We start from the raw sequence: 18,175 nt of genomic DNA, 5'->3' as shown, positions 1-18,175 counted from the left end.
TCCAGCCCGCCACCAGCAGCAGCGGGACCAGCACCGTGGTCAGCAACACCAGGATCAGCGCGATACCGTCCACGCCCAGCGTGTAACCGGCCCCGAAAGCCGGTATCCAGGTGCGCTTTTCGACGAACTGGTAGGTATCTCCGCCGGCCTTGAATCCGACCGTGACCACCAGGGAAACCGCCAGCGTCAGGATGCTGACCACCAAGCCGGTCCACTTGGCCACCCTGCGCAACCCCGGCGGCAGCAGGATGATGAGCACCGAGCCGGCCAGCGGCAGCAGCCACAGCACGCTCAGCCAGGGGAAGTTCACCACAGGTTCACCGCCAGCAGCGCACCGGCCAGCACGGCGGCACCGAGCAGCATCGACAACGCGTAGTTACGGGCGAAGCCGGTCTGCAGGCTGCGCAACCGATTCGACGTCCGGCCCACCAGCGCGGCGAGCCCGTTGACCGAGCCGTCCACGCCGGCGTCGTCGACCTCGACCAGCGCGTGTGTCAGTTGCGCACCGGGGCGCATGAAGACCTCCTCGTTGAAGGCGTCGCCGTAACCGTCGGCGCGTGCAGCGGTGGTCAGCACCGAGACCCGAGCCGGGGCCACCCGTGGGATCTCGGCCTTGCCGCCGTACATCCGGTAGGCGACCGCGATGCCGACGACGACGACACTCAAGGCCGCGGCACTGACCGCCCACGCCGGGATGCCGTGCGCGGACTCCTCGTGCACTCCGACAACCGGTTCGAGCCAGCGCCGCAGGGAGTCGCCATAGGTGAACAGGAAGCCGGAGAACACTGAGCCGAACGCCAGCAGGATCATCGGCGCCGTCATCAACGCGGGTGACTCGTGCGGATGCGAGCCGGGCGCCCAGCGTTTCTTGCCGAAGAACGTCATCAGCATCACGCGGGTCATGTAGAACGCGGTGATTCCCGCACCCAACAGCGCGGCCCCGCCCAGCACGTAGCCACGGATGCCGCCGGAACCCAGCGCCGCCTCGATGATCGCGTCCTTGGAGAAGAACCCGGCAAAGGGCCAGACCCCGATGATCGCCAGGTAGCCGAGCCCGAACGTGGCGAACGTGATCGGCAGGGCTTTGCGCAGCGCACCGTAGCGGCGCATGTCCTGTTCTTCGTGCATGGCGTGGATGATCGACCCGGAGCCGAGGAACAGGCCGGCTTTGAAGAAGCCGTGGGTGAGCAGGTGCATGATCGCGAACGGGTAGCCGGCCGGGCCGAGGCCGGCGGCCAGCACCATGTAGCCGATCTGGCTCATTGTCGATGCGGCCAGGGCGCGCTTGATGTCGTCTTTGGCGCAGCCGATGAAGGCCCCCAGCATCAGGGTCACGGCGCCGACGATGACGACGGCCAGGCGCGCGTCGGGCGCCAGGTTGAACACCGGGTTGGACCGCACTATCAGGTACACACCGGCGGTCACCATGGTCGCGGCGTGGATCAGCGCCGACACCGGGGTCGGGCCCTCCATGGCGTCGCCCAGCCAGGCTTGCAGCGGAACCTGGGCCGACTTGGCGCATGCCCCCATCAGCAGCAACAGGCCTATCGCGTTCAGCACGCCGGTGCTGGCGGCGGGCGCACCGGCGAAGACGCCGCTGTAGGAGACGGTGCCGAAGGTGGCGAACATCAAGAACATGGCCAGCGCCAGCCCGGCGTCCCCGACCCGGTTCATCACGAACGCCTTCTTGGCCGCCGTCGCCGCCGTGGGTTTGTGGTACCAGAAGCCGATCAGCAGGTAGGACGCCAGGCCCACGCCTTCCCAGCCGACGTAGAGCAGCACGTAGTTGTCAGCGACCACCAGCAGCAGCATGGAGGCCAAAAACAGGTTGAGATACCCGAAAAACCTGCGGCGGTCCTCGTCTTCGGCCATGTAGGCGATCGAGTAGATGTGAATCAACGATCCCACGCCGGAGATCAGCAGCACGAAACACATGGACAGCTGGTCGATCTGCAACCCGAAGTCGACCTGCAGCCCGCCGACCGGGATCCAGCTGAACAGGGTCTGGCGAATGGTGCGGTCGCCCTCGGCGCTGCCGAGCATCTCGGCGAGCAGCGTCGCACCCACGCCGAATGCCGAGAGCGCGGCCAGGGTGCCTAGCCAGTGCCCCCACGCGTCGGTGCGCCTGCCGCCGAACAACAGGATTGCGGCACCCGCCAGAGGCAGTGCCACCAGCAGCCAGGTGTAGTGAATCATGTTGGCGTCGTTAACCCTTGAGTAGATTTGCGTCGTCGACCGACGCCGATTTGCGGGCCCGGAAAATGGTCATGATGATGGCCAGGCCGATCACGACCTCACACGCGGCCACCACCATGGTGAAGAACGCGATCATCTGTCCGTCGAGCCTGCCGTGCATGCGCGCGAAGGTGACGAACGCCAGGTTGACCGCGTTCAGCATCAGCTCGACGCACATGAACATGACGATGGCGTTGCGCCGCAGCAGCACTCCGGCGGCCCCGATGGTGAACAGCAGCGCCGACAGGTACAGGTAATTGGCCGGATTCATGACCGGTCCCCTTTGCGGCCACCCGAAACCGCTTCCGCGGACGGGGTTTCGAGACCGTCGGCCCCGCGCGTGCGCAGGATCCTGGAGACCGACAGCTCCGAATAGGAGCCGTCGGGGAGCAACGCGGCCACGTCGACGGCGTTGTGCCGCGCGTAGACACCGGGGTTGGGCAGGGGGGTGGGGTGTCCACCCGGACGGAAGCGTTCCTCGGCGAGCTCGCGTTGGGTCTTGCGGCGCTCGAAGCGCTCGCGGTGCGCCAGGATCATCGCCCCGACCGCTGCGGTGATCAGCAGCGCACTGGTGAGTTCGAAGGCCCACAGGTAGCGGGAGAAGATGAGCGCCGCAAGGCCTTCGACGTTCCCGTTGCCGTTGGCCGCACTCAGGCCGGAGAAGCCGCCGGTCGCTACGTTGCCGATGGCGGCGATCAGCAGGATGCCGAACCCGATGCCGGTGGCGACAGCGGCGACGCGCTGACCGCGCAGCGTCTCCTTCAGCGATTCCGCCGAGTCGACGCCGATCAGCATCAGCACGAACAGGAACAGCATCATCACCGCGCCGGTGTAGACCACCACCTGGACGACACCCAGGAAGAGCGCGTCCTGGGCCATGTAGAAGACCGCGAGAATGAGCATGGTCATTGCCAGGTACATCGCCGAGTAGACGGCGTTGACGGCCAGCACCACTCCGAGGGCGCCGATCAGCGCCGCGGTGCCGAGCACCCAGAACATCACGGCCTCGCCGGTGGAGGTGCGCACCAGCACGTCCGCCGCCAGATTGGCAATCATCGCCGATCCCCGGCTTCCTGGGACTTGCGCAGGCCGGTGGGGGTGATGTTGCCGAGGTAATAGTCCTTGTCGGTGGCGCCCTCGGCGCGGGGGTGCGGGGGTGCCAGCATGTCCTGCAGCAGCGGGGCCAGCAACCGGTCCTTCTCGTAGATCAGGTCGGCGCGATTGTCGTCGGCCAACTCGTAGTCGTTGGTCATGGTCAACGCCCGTGTCGGGCAGGCCTCGATGCACAGACCGCAGCCGATGCAGCGCAGATAGTTGATCTGGTACACGCGGCCGTACCGTTCACCCGGCGAATACCGTGCCTCCTCGGTGTTGTCCGCGCCTTCGACGTAGATCGCGTCGGCCGGGCAGGACCAGGCGCACAACTCGCAGCCGATGCACTTCTCCAGCCCGTCGGGGTAGCGGTTGAGCTGGTGACGGCCGTGATAGCGGGGCGCCACCGGCCCCGGCTTCTCCGGGTACTCCTCGGTGATGTTCTTTTTGAACATCGACCCGAATGTCACCCCGAAGCCGGCCAGGGCGTCCAAGAATTTAGCCACGCGCCTTCTCCTTTACCGCGCCGACGGGTTGGTCGAGCTTCTTCATGGGCAGCGGCGGGACGGGGAATGCCGGTTCGACACTGCCCGCTTCCTGCTGTTGTTTGCTGCGCTGGCGGGCCCGTGCCCGTGCGCTGGGCGCACTGAACGGTTTTCGCAGGGTGGCGATCAGTACCCCGGCCACGACCAGGCTGCTGATCACGAGCACCGTGGTCCAGTGCTGATAGCCCTGGTTCTTCAGGGTGCGGATGACGGCCGCGATCATGATCCACACCAGCGAGGCCGGGATCAGCAGCTTCCAGCCCAACGACATGAACTGGTCGTAGCGAAACCGGGGCAGCGTGGCGCGCAGCCAGAAGTAGATGAACAGGAACGTCCACACCTTGGCGGTGAACCACAGCAGCGGCCACCAGCCGTGATTGGCGCCTTCCCACAGGTTCAACGGCCACGGCGCGTGCCAGCCGCCCAGGAACATCGTCGCCGCCAGCGCCGAAACGGTGGTCATGTTGACGTATTCGGCAAGCATGAAGATCGCGAACTTCAGTGACGAGTACTCGGTGTGGAAACCGGCGACCAGCTCGCCTTCGGCCTCGGGCAGGTCGAACGGCGCCCGGTTGGTCTCGCCGACCATCGAGATCAGGTAGGTCACGAAGGACGGCAGCAGCAGGAAGATGTACCAGACGCGGTCTTGCGCGGCCACGATCTGCGATGTCGACATCGAGCCGGCGAACAGGAACACCGCCGCGAAGGACAACCCCATCGCGACCTCGTAGGAGATCACCTGGGCGGTCGAGCGCACCCCACCCAGCAGTGGGTAGGTGGACCCCGACGCCCAGCCGCCGAGCACGATGCCGTAGACGCCGATGGCCGACAAACCCAGGATGAACAGCACCGCGACCGGGAGGTCGGTCAGCTGCAGCGGCGTCCAATGACCGAAGATCGACACCTCCGGGCCCATCGGGATGAAGGCGAAGGCGGTGAATGCGGGAATCGCCGAGATGGCCGGTGCCGCGAAGTACACGAACCAGTCGACGCCCTTGGGGGTGATGCTTTCCTTCAATGCCAGCTTGACGCCGTCGGCCAGACTCTGCAGCGTGCCCCACGGCCCGGTGCGGTTCGGGCCCGGCCGCAGCTGCATGTAACCCAGGATCTTGCGTTCGGCCAGGATTCCCACCAGGACCGTCAGCACCAGGTAGCCGAAGATCCCGACGGCCTTGATGAGCACCAGCCACAGCGGGTCGTGTCCGAAGGCGGTCAGACCGTTCATACGCCCAGCTCCTGCACATCGCTGCCCGCCGCAACCTGCACTGATAACTGCACGACGGCGCCTATCGTCACGCCCAGTTGCTGGTGCACCGCCGAACCCGGCGAATTGAGTGGCAGCCAGGCCACCCGGTCGGGCATGTCGGTGATGTTGAGCGGCAACGTGATTGAGCCGCGGTCCGTGCTCACGGTGACGTCGGCACCGTCGACCGCCCCGATTTCGGCAGCGGTGCCGGCCGACAGCCGAACCGCCGGTTTGCGTGCGGTCCCGGCCAGATGCGGTTCGCCGTCCTGCCCGCGACCGGCGTCCAGCAGCAACCGCCAACCGGTCAGCACCGCTTCACCCGAGCCGGGCTGACCGGGCGGCGCGGCCTCGACCTGCGGGCCGGCCGCGCGCTTGCCGTCCCAGGTACCCAGCGCGGACAGTTCCTCGCGAGCCGATTCCACCGTCGAGCAGTTCAGGTGGATGCCCAACTCGTCGGCCAGCGTGTCGAGCACCCGGTGGTCGGACTGGCGGGCCTGCAGCGAGGTGCCGCGGAACGCCGGTTCGAAACCGCGGTAGCGGCCTTCCCAGTTGACGAAGGCGCCCGACTTCTGCGTGGTGGGCGCGACCGGGAACACCACATCGGCTCGTTCGGTGACGGCGCTGTGCCGTAGTTCCAGGCTGACTACGAACGGCGCCGCGTCCAGCGCGGCCAGCACCGCGTCGGGATCGGCGAAGTCGCCGGGTTCGATCCCGCCGACGAGCAGCGCACCCAACGTCCCGTCGGTCGCGGCGGCCAGAATGCCGTCGGCGTCACGTCCTGTCTCGGCAGGCAATTCGTCGACATGCCAGGCAGCGGCCACCTGCGCGCGGGCGGCGTCGTCGGACACCGGACGGCCACCGGGCAACAGCCCGGGCAGCGCCCCGGCTTCCAACGCTCCGCGCTCACCAGCCCGCCGCGGCACCCACGCCACCCGCGCCCCGGTCGAGTCGGCCAGCCGCGCCACGGCGGAGAACCCGCCGGGCACGGTGGCCAGGCGTTCACCGACCAGGATCACTGCGCCGGGGGTGCTGAGCAGGTCGCCCACCTCGCCGGTGGCCAGACCGTCCAGCGCCGACGGCTCATCCCCGGGCGCGGTCTGCACCAGCCGACCCGACATCTTCTTCAGCGCTCGGGTGGCGAACGGGGCGATCGCGTACACCGGGACGCCGTTCTTGCGCGCCGCCTTACGCAACCGCAGGAACACTCCCGGCGCTTCGTCCTCGGGTTCGAAGCCCACCAGCACCACCACCGGTGCGGTCTCCAGATCCGAGTAGCTGACGGTGACCGGCCGGCCCGCCACCCGTGCCACCAGGAAGTCCGCCTCCTCGGCGGAGTACGGTCGGGCGCGGAAGTCGATGTCGTTGGTGTTCAACACGATTCGCGCAAACTTGGCATACGCGTAGGCGTCTTCCCAGGTGCCCCGGCCGCCGACCAGCACTCCGGTCCGGCCGCGGGCAGCAGTCAGTCCCTGGACCGCGGCCACGATGGCGTGCGACCAGGACGCGGGTTGCAGGGTGCCGTCGGCGTCCCGCAGTAGGGGAGTGGTCAGCACGTCGGGCTGGGTCGCGTACGTGAAGGCCCAGCGGCCCTTGTCGCAGACCCACTCCTCGTTGACTTCCGGGTCGTCGCCGGCCAGTCGACGCATCACCTTGCCGCGGCGGTGGTCGGTGCGCGTCGCGCAGCCGCCCGCGCAGTGCTCGCAGACGCTCGGGCTGGACACCAGGTCGAACGGGCGGGCCCGGAACCGGTAGGACATCCCGGTCAGCGCGCCCACCGGGCAGATCTGCACCGTGTTGCCGGAGAAGTAGGAGTCGAACGGTTCGTTGGCGTAGATGCCGACCTGCTGAAGGGCGCCGCGCTCCTGCATGTCGATGAACGGGTCGCCGGCGATCTGTTCGGAGAACCGGGTGCAGCGGGCGCACAGGATGCAGCGCTCGCGGTCCAGCAGCACCTGCGAGGAGATGTTGATCGGTTTGGCGAAAGTGCGCTTGGGGTCGGTGAAGCGGGACTCCGCGCGACCGTTGGACATCGCCTGGTTCTGCAGCGGACACTCGCCGCCCTTGTCGCACATCGGGCAGTCCAACGGGTGGTTGATCAGCAGCAGTTCCATCACGCCGTGCTGGGCTTTGTCGGCCGCCGGCGAGGTGAGCTGGGTGCGCACCACCATGTCGTCGGTGCACACGGTGGTGCACGACGCCAGCGGTTTGCGCTGACCCTCCACCTCGACCAGGCACTGCCGGCAGGCACCGACCGGGTCGAGCAGCGGGTGGTCACAGAACCGGGGAATCTGGATACCCATCAGCTCGGCCGCGCGGATCACCAAAGTTCCTTTGGGGACGCTGATTTCGGTGTCATCGATGGTGAGGGACACCATCTCCGGCTGAGCGACGCGGTTTTCGGTGTCGGCAGTTTGGGTCACGCGCTTACTCCATCCAACGTGAGCATCGAATCGCGGGGGTCGAACGGGCAGCCGCCCGTCTCGACGTGGGCGAGGTATTCGTCGCGGAAGAGTTTCAGGGACGACATCACCGGACTGGCGGCGCCGTCACCCAACGCGCAGAACGACTTTCCGAGGATCGCGTCCGCGATGTCCTGCAGCTTGTCCAGGTCTTCGCGGGTGCCGCGCCCGGTTTCCAGGCGGGCGTAGATCTTGTCCAGCCAGAAGGTGCCCTCCCGGCACGGCGTGCACTTGCCGCAGGATTCGTGCTTGTAGAACTCCGTCCAGCGCCGCACCGCCCGTACCACGCAGGTGGTTTCGTCGAAGATCTCCAACGCCTTCGTGCCGAGCATGGAACCGGCCGCGCCGACCCCTTCGTAGTCCAACGGCACGTCGAGGTGTTCGTCGGTGAGCAGCGGCGTCGACGACCCACCCGGGGTCCAGAACTTGAGCCGGTGCCCGGCCCGGATCCCGCCGGCGTAGTCGAGCAACTCGCGCAGCGTGATGCCCAGCGGCGCCTCGTACTGACCGGGGTTGGTGACGTGTCCGGACAGCGAATACAGCGTGAAGCCGGGCGATTTCTCGCTACCCATGGAACGGAACCACTCGACTCCGTTCAGGATGATCGACGGGACGCTGGCGATGGTCTCGACATTGTTGATCACGGTCGGGCATCCGTAGAGACCCGCCACAGCCGGGAACGGCGGACGCAGCCGAGGCTGGCCGCGGCGCCCTTCCAGCGAGTCGAGCAGTGCGGTTTCCTCGCCGCAGATGTAGGCGCCCGCACCGGCGTGCACCACCAGCTCCAGGTCATATCCCGAGCCGCCGATGTCCCGGCCCAGATAGCCGGCGGCGTAGGCCTCGGCCACTGCGTTCTGCAGCCGTCGGAGCACCGGCACCACTTCGCCGCGCACGTAGATGAAGGCGTGGGTGGCCCGGATCGCGTACGAGGCGATGATGACGCCTTCGACCAGGACGTGCGGGGTGGCCAGCATCAGCGGAATGTCTTTACAGGTACCGGGTTCGGACTCGTCGGCGTTGACCACCAGGTAGTGCGGTTTGGCCGCGGCGCCGGAATCGCCCTGCGGGATGAACGACCATTTGGTCCCGGTGGAGAAACCCGCGCCGCCGCGCCCGCGCAACCCGGAGTCCTTGACCGCGCCGATCACGTCGTCGGGCGCCATGGCCAAGGCCTTCTTCATGGCCCGGTATCCGTCGTGGCGTTCGTAGGTCTCGATGGTCCAGGACTTGGGATCGTCCCAGTAGCGACTGATGACCGGCGTCAGCGGTGTGGTCATGACTGGCCTCCCGCAGGGGTCGGCGCTTCCATGTCGTTCTCCTTGGCCACCCGCAGCCCGGCCAGCGTGGCCGCTCCCGCGCCGCCCTGCCCTTCGTCCGGACGCTGATCCGGCAGGCCCGCCAGGATTCGTGACGTCTCACGGAACTTGCACAACGGTGCGCCCCGGGTGGGCGCGACCGGTTCACCGGTGCGCAGCGAATCGACGAGTTCGCGCGCGGACTGCGGAGTCTGGTTGTCGTAGAACTCCCAGTTGACCATCACCACCGGTGCGAAATCGCAGGCGGCGTTGCATTCGATGTGCTGCAAGGTGACGGTGCCGTCGGGTGTGGTCTCGTCGTTGCCGATGCCGAGATGCTCTTTGAGGTCGTCGAATATCGCGTCGCCGCCCATCACCGCACACAGCGTGTTGGTGCACACACCCACCAGGTAGTCACCGGTCGGACCGCGCCGGTACATGGTGTAGAAGCTGGCCACCGCCGAAACCTCGGCACCGGTCAGATCCAGTTGCCGCGCACAGAATTCCAGACCGGCCGGCGTCAGGTAGGAGTCCTCGCCCTGCACCAGATGCAGCAACGGCAGCAACGCCGAACGCTTATTCGGGTACTTGGCGATGATCTCCTTGGCCTCGACCTCCAGGCGCGAGTGCACTTCCGGCGGGTACGACTGCGGCGCACCCTCAACGACGAACTGGCTCGGCTCCTCCGGCGGCGGTCCGAGCCGGAGGAAAACCCTTTCGCCACCGTTACTTCCGACATTCGGAACTGTCATCGGTCCACTCCGCCCATGACCGGGTCGATGCTCGCGACGGCGGTGATCAGGTCGGCGACCATGCCACCCTCACACATTGCGGCGACGGACTGCAGGTTGGTGAACGACGGGTCCCGGTAGTGCACCCGATAGGGGCGGGTACCGCCGTCGCTGACCATGTGCACGCCGAGTTCGCCGCGCGGTGACTCCACCGCCACGTACACCTGGCCGGCTGGCACCCGGATGCCCTCGGTCACCAGCTTGAAGTGATGGATCAGAGCCTCCATCGAGCTGCCCATGATCTTGGCGATGTGCTCGGGTGAGTTGCCCATCCCGTCAGGGCCCACGTAAAGGTCTGCGGGCCAAGCGATTTTGCGGTCCTCAACCATGGTCGGGCCGGGCTTGAGCTTGTCCAGACACTGCTCGACGATCTTGACCGACTCCCACATCTCGTTGACGCGGATGATGTAGCGCCCGTAGGCGTCACAGGTGTCTTCGGTGATGACGTCAAATTCGTAGTCCTGGTATCCGCAATACGGTTCACTCTTGCGCAGGTCGTGCGGCAGTCCGGTGGCACGCAGAATTGGACCCGTGATGCCCAGTGCCATGCAACCGGTCAGGTCCAGGTAACCGATGTCCTCGGTGCGGGCCTTCCAGATGGCGTTCTCGTTGAGCAGCTCGCCCATTTGGCGAAGCGGGACCCGCAGCTCCTTGAGGGCGGCGGCGATCTCGTCAATTCCGTTGGGCGGCAGGTCTTGTGCCAGTCCGCCCGGCCGGATGTAGGCGCTGTTCATCCGCAGGCCGGTGATCTTCTCGAACAGGGTGAGGACGATTTCACGGGCCCGGAAGCCGACGAACATCGGTGTCATGGCGCCCAGTTCCATCCCACCGGTGGCCAGCGCGACCAGGTGCGAAGAAATCCGGTTCAGTTCCATCATCATCACCCGGATGACGTTGACCCGTTCGGGGATCTCGTCGGTGATGCCGAGCAGCTTCTCCACGCCCAGGCAGAACGCCGTCTCGTTGAAAAACGGTGCCAGATAATCCATCCGGGTCACAAAGGTGACGCCCTGCGTCCAGTACCGGTATTCGAGATTCTTCTCGATTCCGGTGTGCAGGTAGCCGATCCCGCACCGGGCCTCGGTCACCGTCTCGCCTTCGATCTCGAGGATCAGCCGCAGCACGCCGTGGGTGGACGGGTGCTGGGGGCCCATGTTGACGACGATGCGCTCCCCGGGATCGGCGTTGCGCGCGGCGTCGACGACCTTGTCCCAGTCCTGGCCGCCGGCGACGACGAGGGTTTCCGTGGTGCTCATCAGTTGTAACCCCTGCGCTCGTCGGGCGGCGGAATCTGCGCGCCCTTGTACTCGACCGGGATACCACCCAGCGGGTAGTCCTTGCGTTGCGGATGCCCGTGCCAGTCGTCGGGCATCTCGATGCGGGTCAGCGACGGGTGTCCGTCGAAGATGATCCCGAAGAAGTCGTAGGTCTCGCGCTCGTGCCAGTCGTTGGTCGGGTAGATACCGAACAGTGACGGGATGTGCGGATCACTGTCTGGCGCAGACACTTCCAGTCGCAGCCGACGGTTGTGCGTGATCGATTTGAGTGGGTACACCGCGTGCAGTTCCCGGCCCGTCTCGTTGGGGTAGTGCACCCCGCTCACACCCAGGCACAGCTCGAACCGCAGCTCGGGCTCGTCGCGCAGGCGCTGAGCCACCTGCGGCAGCAGGTCCCGGTGCACGTGCAACGTGAGTTCGTCGCGGTCGACCACCACTTTCTCGATAGCCTCGTCGAACTCGACGCCGTCGCGCGACAGGGCCTCGCCCAGTCGGTCGGCGATGTCGTCGAAGTAGCTGCCGTAGGGGCGTGGGCTGCCACCGGGCAGTGTCACTTTGCGGACCAGCCGACCGTAACCGGAGGTGTCGCCGGTGCCGGACACCCCGAACATGCCGCGGCGGACGTCGATCACTTCGCCGCCCACCGGCACCTGGACGCCCGGGGTGACCGCTGCGCCCTGCGGATCCTTGTCCGGTGAGCTCATCGCAGCATTCCGCGCATCTCGATCGTGGGCCTGGCCGCCATGGCCGCCTCTTCGGCCTCGGCGATGGCACGCTCCCGGTTGACGCCCAACGGCATCTCCTGAATCTTGTCGTGCAGCTTCAGGATTGCGTACAACAGCATCTCGGGCCGCGGCGGACAACCGGGCAGGTAGATGTCCACCGGCACCACATGGTCCACGCCCTGCACCACGGCGTAGTTGTTGAACATCCCACCCGAAGATGCGCACACGCCCATCGCCAGGACCCACTTGGGTTCGGCCATCTGGTCGTAGATCTGGCGCAGCACCGGCGCCATCTTCTGGCTGACCCGGCCCGCGACGATCATCAGGTCGGCTTGGCGCGGCGTCGCTGAAAAGCGCTCCATGCCGAACCGGGCGATGTCGAACCTCGGGCCGGCCGTCGCCATCATCTCGATCGCACAACAGGCCAATCCGAACGTCGCCGGCCACAGCGAGTTCTTGCGGACATAGCCCGCGACCTTCTCGACCGTCGACAGCAGGATCCCGCCGGGCAGCTGTTCTTCGAGTCCCACGTCCTACCTCAATCCCACGTCAGGCCCCCGCGGCGCCACACATATGCGTAGGCCACGAAAACCGTGAGCATGAATATGACCATCTCGACGAGGGCAAAGGTCCCCAGCGAGTCGAAGCTGACCGCCCACGGATAGAGGAACACGATTTCGATGTCGAAGACGATGAACAACATCGCGGTCAGGTAATACTTCACCGGGAAGCGCTGACCGGTGGGTGCGTTCGGTCCGCTGAACCCGGTCTCGGTGGGCTCGATGCCGCATTCGTAGGCTGCCAGCTTCGACCTGTTGTAGCGAGTCGGACCGGTGATGCTCGCCAGGAATACCGAGCCGATGGCAAAGGCTGCGCCGATGCCCGCGAGCACGAAAATGGGTATGTAGGGATTCAACTCGCTCCGCCATCCGTCGTTTGGGCCGCCAGCGCAGCGGCCGCCGGTGACATCCGGGCTGGCCCAGCGCATGACACGTGTGACGGACCGGGCATGTGGACCGTCACAGTGACCTTCAACATAGTCGCGCGGCGCCCGGGGCACATGTCCGGGGTCAAGCTCTTGGACATGTCATAAATCCTTGCCTGTCAACTCGGATCGCGCCGGGACGGCGCCCAGTGGTACAGGACTGTCGAAAAGCTCGAATTCAGGCGTGTAGCCAGGCAAGATGCGGTTGATTCCGGCGACCGGCAGACGTCTCGGAGCGCTTGTTGTTACCCTTGCCACTGGACTGCTGCCGGGATTTGCGGCGTTCGCAAAAGCCGCCGACGGCCGATCTGGGAGGACGCGACCTGTGAACTTTTTCACACTACCGCCGGAGATCAACTCCTTGCGCATGTTCCTCGGCGCGGGTAGCGCGCCGATGTTGCAGGCGGCCGCCGCATGGGACGGCCTGGCCGCGGAGCTCGGGTCGGCTGCCGAATCGTTCGGGTCGGTGATCTCGAACCTGGCCGGACAGGCGTGGCAGGGCCCGGCGGCGGCGGCGATGGCGGCCGCCGCGGCGCCGTACGCGGGCTGGCTGGCAGCGGCGGCATCTCAGTCCTTGGGGGCGGCCGGGCAGGCGAGAGCGGTCGTGAGCGCGTTCGAGGCGGCCCGCGCGGCGACCGTTCATCCAGCAGCTGTGGAGCAGAACCGCAATGCCTTCGTCCAGCTCGTGATGTCGAACCTGTTCGGTCAGAATGCGCCATTGATCGCGTTGGCCGAAAACATCTACGAGGAGATGTGGGCCGCGGACGTCACCGCGATGGCCGGCTACTACGCCGGTGCCGCGGCGGCCGCCGCGCAGGTGGTGCCGTGGCAGACCGTGCTCGAGAGCTTCCCGGCGCTGACCGGCGGCTTGGCCGGCGGACTCAGCGCGCTGGCCGGATCGGGTGCGGGTAGCGGTAACGGTGCGGCCGCCGGTGGCGGCGGTGGCGCCCAGGGCGGGGCGGGCCCGGTCAGCACCGGCGCTGCCAGCGCGGCGGGCGGCGGTGGTGCTGCCGGTGGCATGGGCGGCACCGATCCCGGGATGGCGTCGGCCGGTGCCGCAGCCGGTGACCCGTCGGCGTACAGCGACGGCGGTGCGGCGGCCGCGCCTGCCGCGGCGAGCAGCGCAGGCGCCACGACCGCCAACCCCGGCGTCGCCAGTCCCGGCGTGGTGAGTCCCGGCCTCGGCGGCTTCGCCATGATGCCGATGGCGGTCGGCGGGCTGGCCATGGCCGGATTGCTCGGCGACAGGCCGTCGGTGCCGGTTCCGACGAAGTCGGCGGAATCAGAGCAGGACAAGCAAGCCGAGAAGGCCGAGAAAGACGAAGCGCCGGTGGCGGAGGAGTCGGTGACCCCGGAGGCCGAGGTTCCGGCGATGAGCGTGCTGCCGACGGCCGCGCCCGGTATCGCGGTCGCCGCTGCCCCGGGCGAAGCGACGCGCGCCGCCGCGGCGAGCGGATCCGGCATCCCGGTGTCGACTTTCCGGGCATCGGAGGCCGCGCCGGAAGCAGATGCGGAATCGGCGGAGGCCCAGTTCCGTCCCCGGGCAACCGAGCCGGAGCGCATTCAGGTCCGCGGCGCCTGAGCTGTACCGGATCAGTGCGCAGGCGCGCGCAACAGGTTGAGCACCGTGCGGCCCAGCACGATCGGGTCGAGCGGGTGAGGCACTGCGGCCTCGGCGCGTGACCAGTTGGCCAGCCATGCATCGTCGGGCCGGCCGGTCAGGACCAGGATCGGCGGGCAGCTGGACAGTTCGTCCTTGAGTTGTTTCGCGATGCCCATGCCGCCGGTCGGTGCCGCTTCGCCGTCGAGAATGGCCAGGTCGATGCCGCCTTCGTCCATCGTCCGGATCACCATCGGGCCGGTCGCGACCTCGACATAGCTCAACTCGGGCAGGTCCGGGTGCAGCCGTTTACCCAGCGCCTGCATCACCTGCTCGCGGGTCTGCACGTTGTCGCTGTAGACGAGGATCTTCAGGGGGCTGCTCGAGTCAGGCACGGTCCAGATCGTAATTCACGCGGTCCCGGAGGATCGCACGAAGACGGCTTCTGCTGACACGGTGACGGTCTCGGACATGACACCCATCTTGTTCCAGTCCACGTTGAACCGGGTCCGGTCGAGCTGCGTCTCGCCGCGGATCTGTACCGAACCGTCGTCCTGCTCGGTGATGGTCACCGGCAGCGTCACCGGTTGGCTGACGCCTTTGATGGTGAAATCGGTGCGCAGCTCGGCGCTCTTGCCCGGGCCCGGCTGCAGTTCGTTGACCAGGACGGTGATCGTCGGGAAGCGTTGGGCGTCGAAGAAGTCAGCGGACAGCAGGTGCCGGTCGCGACGGCCGATGCCGGTGTGCAGGGACGTGACCACGAGGGTGAACCGTCCCGCAACGGTGCCGTCAGCGGCGAGCCGGCCGTCGCCGCTGAATTTGGTGAACTTGCCTTTGACGGGCAGCGCGCCCCACATGTTCCTGATCCGGAAACCCACCGACGAGCGGTCCGGCACCAGAGTCCACGATCCGGTGCTCTCCGGGTCGGCGAGCAGACTCTCCAGCGTTGTCATCCTTATTCCCCCTGCCGATCCAGTAAGGGTGCGAGGTCCCCGGGGTCGAAGTATTCCTCGATCCGATCGATGAGGCCTGCTCTGTCCACCTTGATGACTATGCAGACCCGCATCGCGATGGATTGCCCGGCATGGCCGGTGGCATGCAGGAGGTGCTGCTGCACGAACCCGCCGTCGAAGACCTGTCGATCCAGCACTTCGTAGCTGCGCTCGGCGGTGATCGAGAGGAACCAGCTGATCACCCGCAGCGCCCGGGACTTGTCGTCGTATGCGGTGGGGCCGCGCCGCCCGCCCGTCCGCCATACCGCGATGTCGTCGCTCCACAGGTTCGCTACGGCGGTGTGGTCGCCGTTGGTGATCGCGGTGAACAACCGCTCGGCCGTCTCGACGATGGTTGCGGACGCGGTGTCGGTCATGAACCGGGCTCCTCGTGGTTCTCGTATCCGGGATGCGCGACGGCCAACCGGTGGCGGACCAGCTCACGCAGGACGGGGACGACGGCGTCGTCCGGTGCGTCCAGGTCGCCGGCCCGGATGGCGGCGGCCAGGGCGGCTTCGTCGGCAAATCCCAGCCCGGCCAGTGCTGCCCGGATGTCGGCCGCTCCGGTCTCGAGCAGTTGGCGTTCGACCATGCGCAGGGCGTTGGCTGCCACCCGTGCGTGGAAATTGACCGACCCGGTGGTCGCCTCCCGGACTTCGGTTTCCAGGAACTCGGCGACCGCGGCGACCAGTTCGGCGGCCGTGGGACGCCCGTACAGGTCGGCGATCATGACACCTCCTCGAGCAGGTCCAGCAGGTCCCATTCGTTCTCGCACACCCGCCTGCCGATGGTGGCCAGCTCGACCGAGCGGGTCTGCCCGCTCAGATGACGCTCGGCCTGGTACCGGCAGATGACGCCCCAGCGCAGCGTGGCCAGCACCAGCCACCAGTGAAACGCCACCCGGTCGACGCTGGTCGCGCCGGCTTCTTCGTAGTCGCGCAGGAAACTCTCGATGCTGCCCAGCCCACCGGCGCCGCGCCCGGCCGGTGCGCCGAACCGCCAGGCGCGCACACAGAACCAGGCCAGGTCCTCATACGGCGCGCCGGTGTGCACCAATTCCCAGTCCAGCACCGCTGCCAGGTCCGACCCGTCGACGATGAGGTTGCCCATCCGGAAATCTCCGTGCACCAGCACGGTGGGCCACGGCGCGGACGGTCGGTTGGCCTCGAGCCAGCGAAACGTCCATTCGAAGGTGGCGGTGGTGTCGCCCATCTCGTCGAGCCGTTCGCGCCACTGACCGATCGGGTCCTCGCCGGTCAGGCCGGGGATGTCCGGGTCGGCCCGGTGTACCGCGGCGATGGCCTGCGCACACTGGCGCAGCAGCCGCCGGCGGGATTCCTCGTCGGTGAGCTGACGCTGAATGCGTCGAACAATGGTCTCGCCCTTGATCTCGTCGCAGATCAGGAACGGATTACCCAGGGCCGCAACCGAATCGTCGGCGATCAGCACATGTGGGACGGGCGCGCCGGCCGCCGCCGCGGCGGCCTGGACGCGGGCCTCCAACTCCATGCCGGCGTGCACGTCGTCGGGCGGGCCGGTGCGCAGGATCAGCGCCCGGCGATCGGCGTCGGTGACGGCGTCGAATGCCCAGGTGGTGCGGCTGGCGCCGCCGGTGAGCGGGCGCAAATTGTCGATCCCCACCCGGCTGCCCGTGACATCGGTCAGCAGGGTGCCCAGGTCCTCAGCCAGTGTCACTTTTTGCCGAACTTGAACAGCCGCTGGGCAACTCGGCGGATCTGGATCTCCTCGGCGCCCTCGGTGATCCGGTAGCGCCGGTGGTGTCGGTAGATGTGTTCCAGCTGCTCGTGCCGGCTGTAGCCGATGCCGCCGAGCACCTGCATGGCCCGGTCGGCGGCCTCGCAGACCAGCCGGTTGGCCCGGTAGTTCGCCATCGACACCTTGTCGGAGACCTGCATGTGATGGTTCTGGTCCAATTGTGTTGCGGCGTAATAGACCAGCAGCCGCACCATCTGCGCCTCGGTCTGCAGTTCCACCAGCGGCCACTGTACGGCCTGGTTCACCGCCAGCGGTTTGCCGAACACGATGCGTTCGCCGGCGTAGGTCACCGCCCGGTCGATGCAGTACTGCGCGGCGCCCAGGCTGCTGGCCGCTTGCCGAATTCTGTTCTCGTGCAGAAACGTTTGGCCTACTTCCAGGCCGCGGTCCACGTCACCCAGCACCGCGTCGTCGGGAACCCGGACGTCTTTGAGTTCCACTTCGGCGTGATCGGTGGGCATGTTGAAGGTCCACCAGTAGTACGGGATGGTGAAGCCGGGCGAGTCGCACGGCACCAGGAACGCCGAAATGCCGCGGGCCTGGCCGGGTTCGCCGGACGTGCGGGCGAACACCAGGTCGTGCGTGGCCCGGTGCACGCCCGTGTTGAATCGCTTGGCGCCGTTGATGATCCATCCGTCACCGTCTTTGACCGCGGTGGTCTCCAGCCAGGTGGCATCCGATCCGTGGTCGGGTTCGGTGAGTCCGAACGCCATCGAGCGTTCACCGGTGATCAGCGCCTCGGTCCATTCCTTCTTCTGCGCGTCGGTGCCGAACCGGTCCATCATGATGACCTGTGGGAAATTACCGACGATCGAGGACTCGTCCTGCAGGTCGTTGTGCAGCCCGAGTCCCTTGTGCGCCAAGTGTTCCCGGATAACGGCCATGTCGATATTGGAACCGTCGCGGCCACCGAACTGGGCGGGCAGCCCGTACCGCAACCAGCCTGCTTTGTCCGCCCGCTTACGCATCTCCCCGAGCAGATCTTCCCACTCCCGGCGCGGGATGCCGCCGTTGTCCCAGTCGGTACGGGCATTCTCCCGACGATGATCGAAGTACTGGATGTGCTCGCGTTCCAGCGGCTTGATCTCCGCCTCGATGAAGGCGTCCATCTCGGCCAACACGCCGGGAAGGTGTTCGGGAAGGGTGAAATCCACGTT

General features: G+C 67.0%; 18 protein-coding genes and 2 pseudogenes. 1 reads left to right on the top strand and 19 read right to left on the bottom strand.

Features of this window, described 5'->3' with window-relative positions; translation table 11 throughout:
• The 13 genes and pseudogenes from AC5Y6Y_RS09060 to AC5Y6Y_RS09000 form a co-directional block, all read right to left on the bottom strand.
• Positions 1-313: pseudogene (locus tag AC5Y6Y_RS09060) on the bottom strand (NADH-quinone oxidoreductase subunit M); the annotation flags it as partial.
• The gene (nuoL, locus tag AC5Y6Y_RS09055) at positions 307-2,196 is read right to left on the bottom strand and encodes an NADH-quinone oxidoreductase subunit L (protein WP_463827548.1); all 1,890 of its coding nucleotides are present in this window, start codon (positions 2,194-2,196) and stop codon (positions 307-309) included. The pseudogene AC5Y6Y_RS09060 and the gene nuoL, both read right to left, overlap by 7 nt.
• Positions 2,197-2,206: 10 nt before the next feature.
• A complete protein-coding gene (gene nuoK / locus AC5Y6Y_RS09050) occupies positions 2,207-2,506 on the bottom strand; it encodes an NADH-quinone oxidoreductase subunit NuoK (RefSeq protein WP_067408785.1) in 300 nt (99 codons plus the stop codon).
• On the bottom strand, positions 2,503-3,291 hold the full coding sequence (locus AC5Y6Y_RS09045) for an NADH-quinone oxidoreductase subunit J (RefSeq protein ID WP_473139193.1): 789 nt from the start codon (positions 3,289-3,291) through the stop codon (positions 2,503-2,505). The genes nuoK and AC5Y6Y_RS09045 overlap by 4 nt, the downstream gene beginning before the upstream one ends.
• Complete coding sequence (gene nuoI / locus AC5Y6Y_RS09040) at positions 3,288-3,833, bottom strand: NADH-quinone oxidoreductase subunit NuoI (RefSeq protein ID WP_463827550.1); 546 nt, start codon at positions 3,831-3,833, stop codon at positions 3,288-3,290. The genes AC5Y6Y_RS09045 and nuoI overlap by 4 nt, the downstream gene beginning before the upstream one ends.
• Positions 3,826-5,088: an NADH-quinone oxidoreductase subunit NuoH gene (gene nuoH / locus AC5Y6Y_RS09035; protein WP_463827778.1), complete on the bottom strand. Its 1,263-nt coding sequence runs from the start codon at positions 5,086-5,088 to the stop codon at positions 3,826-3,828. Before nuoH ends, nuoI begins: the two co-directional genes overlap by 8 nt.
• Positions 5,089-5,093: 5 nt before the next feature.
• Positions 5,094-7,538 carry an NADH-quinone oxidoreductase subunit G gene (locus AC5Y6Y_RS09030; protein ID WP_473139192.1) on the bottom strand — a complete coding sequence of 815 codons (2,445 nt, stop codon included), beginning with the start codon at positions 7,536-7,538 and terminating at the stop codon, positions 5,094-5,096.
• A complete protein-coding gene (gene nuoF / locus AC5Y6Y_RS09025; protein ID WP_463827552.1) occupies positions 7,535-8,854 on the bottom strand; it encodes an NADH-quinone oxidoreductase subunit NuoF in 1,320 nt (439 codons plus the stop codon). Before nuoF ends, AC5Y6Y_RS09030 begins: the two co-directional genes overlap by 4 nt.
• Positions 8,851-9,624 carry an NADH-quinone oxidoreductase subunit NuoE gene (gene nuoE / locus AC5Y6Y_RS09020; RefSeq protein ID WP_473139191.1) on the bottom strand — a complete coding sequence of 258 codons (774 nt, stop codon included), beginning with the start codon at positions 9,622-9,624 and terminating at the stop codon, positions 8,851-8,853. The genes nuoF and nuoE overlap by 4 nt, the downstream gene beginning before the upstream one ends.
• On the bottom strand, positions 9,621-10,919 hold the full coding sequence (nuoD, locus tag AC5Y6Y_RS09015; protein ID WP_463827554.1) for an NADH dehydrogenase (quinone) subunit D: 1,299 nt from the start codon (positions 10,917-10,919) through the stop codon (positions 9,621-9,623). Before nuoD ends, nuoE begins: the two co-directional genes overlap by 4 nt.
• Positions 10,919-11,644, bottom strand: a complete 726-nt coding sequence (locus AC5Y6Y_RS09010) for an NADH-quinone oxidoreductase subunit C (RefSeq protein WP_463827555.1) — start codon at positions 11,642-11,644, stop codon at positions 10,919-10,921. Before AC5Y6Y_RS09010 ends, nuoD begins: the two co-directional genes overlap by 1 nt.
• The gene (locus AC5Y6Y_RS09005; RefSeq protein ID WP_463827556.1) at positions 11,641-12,195 is read right to left on the bottom strand and encodes a NuoB/complex I 20 kDa subunit family protein; all 555 of its coding nucleotides are present in this window, start codon (positions 12,193-12,195) and stop codon (positions 11,641-11,643) included. Before AC5Y6Y_RS09005 ends, AC5Y6Y_RS09010 begins: the two co-directional genes overlap by 4 nt.
• Before the next feature lie 8 nt (positions 12,196-12,203).
• Complete coding sequence (locus AC5Y6Y_RS09000; protein WP_463827557.1) at positions 12,204-12,581, bottom strand: NADH-quinone oxidoreductase subunit A; 378 nt, start codon at positions 12,579-12,581, stop codon at positions 12,204-12,206.
• A 394-nt stretch (positions 12,582-12,975) separates the two neighbouring features.
• Here AC5Y6Y_RS09000 and AC5Y6Y_RS08995 point away from each other — a divergent pair.
• Positions 12,976-13,474, top strand: a pseudogene (locus AC5Y6Y_RS08995) (PPE family protein); the annotation flags it as partial.
• Between the two features lie 769 nt (positions 13,475-14,243).
• Here the strand turns inward: AC5Y6Y_RS08995 and AC5Y6Y_RS08990 are convergent.
• From AC5Y6Y_RS08990 to AC5Y6Y_RS08965, 6 genes are read right to left on the bottom strand one after another with little or no spacing between them, the layout of a single operon-like run.
• Positions 14,244-14,645, bottom strand: coding sequence for an Rv3143 family two-component system response regulator (locus tag AC5Y6Y_RS08990; RefSeq protein ID WP_463827558.1), 402 nt, complete (start codon positions 14,643-14,645; stop codon positions 14,244-14,246).
• A 15-nt stretch (positions 14,646-14,660) separates the two neighbouring features.
• Positions 14,661-15,203 carry a YceI family protein gene (locus AC5Y6Y_RS08985; protein WP_473139190.1) on the bottom strand — a complete coding sequence of 181 codons (543 nt, stop codon included), beginning with the start codon at positions 15,201-15,203 and terminating at the stop codon, positions 14,661-14,663.
• Positions 15,204-15,205: 2 nt separating this feature from the next.
• Positions 15,206-15,619 carry a nuclear transport factor 2 family protein gene (locus tag AC5Y6Y_RS08980; protein WP_463827560.1) on the bottom strand — a complete coding sequence of 138 codons (414 nt, stop codon included), beginning with the start codon at positions 15,617-15,619 and terminating at the stop codon, positions 15,206-15,208.
• Complete coding sequence (locus tag AC5Y6Y_RS08975; RefSeq protein ID WP_473139189.1) at positions 15,616-15,972, bottom strand: DUF6285 domain-containing protein; 357 nt, start codon at positions 15,970-15,972, stop codon at positions 15,616-15,618. Before AC5Y6Y_RS08975 ends, AC5Y6Y_RS08980 begins: the two co-directional genes overlap by 4 nt.
• Entirely contained in the window at positions 15,969-16,919 is a 951-nt protein-coding gene (locus AC5Y6Y_RS08970) for a phosphotransferase family protein (RefSeq protein WP_473139283.1), read from the bottom strand. The genes AC5Y6Y_RS08975 and AC5Y6Y_RS08970 overlap by 4 nt, the downstream gene beginning before the upstream one ends.
• 14 nt (positions 16,920-16,933) lie before the next feature.
• Positions 16,934-18,172, bottom strand: coding sequence for an acyl-CoA dehydrogenase family protein (locus AC5Y6Y_RS08965; protein WP_463827562.1), 1,239 nt, complete (start codon positions 18,170-18,172; stop codon positions 16,934-16,936).
• Between the last annotated feature and the right edge of the window lie 3 nt (positions 18,173-18,175).

This window comes from Mycobacterium sp. NGS24 (assembly GCF_059813065.1).
Note: the sequence above shows the minus strand (reverse complement) of the source record. Positions and strands in the feature narration are given on the sequence as shown.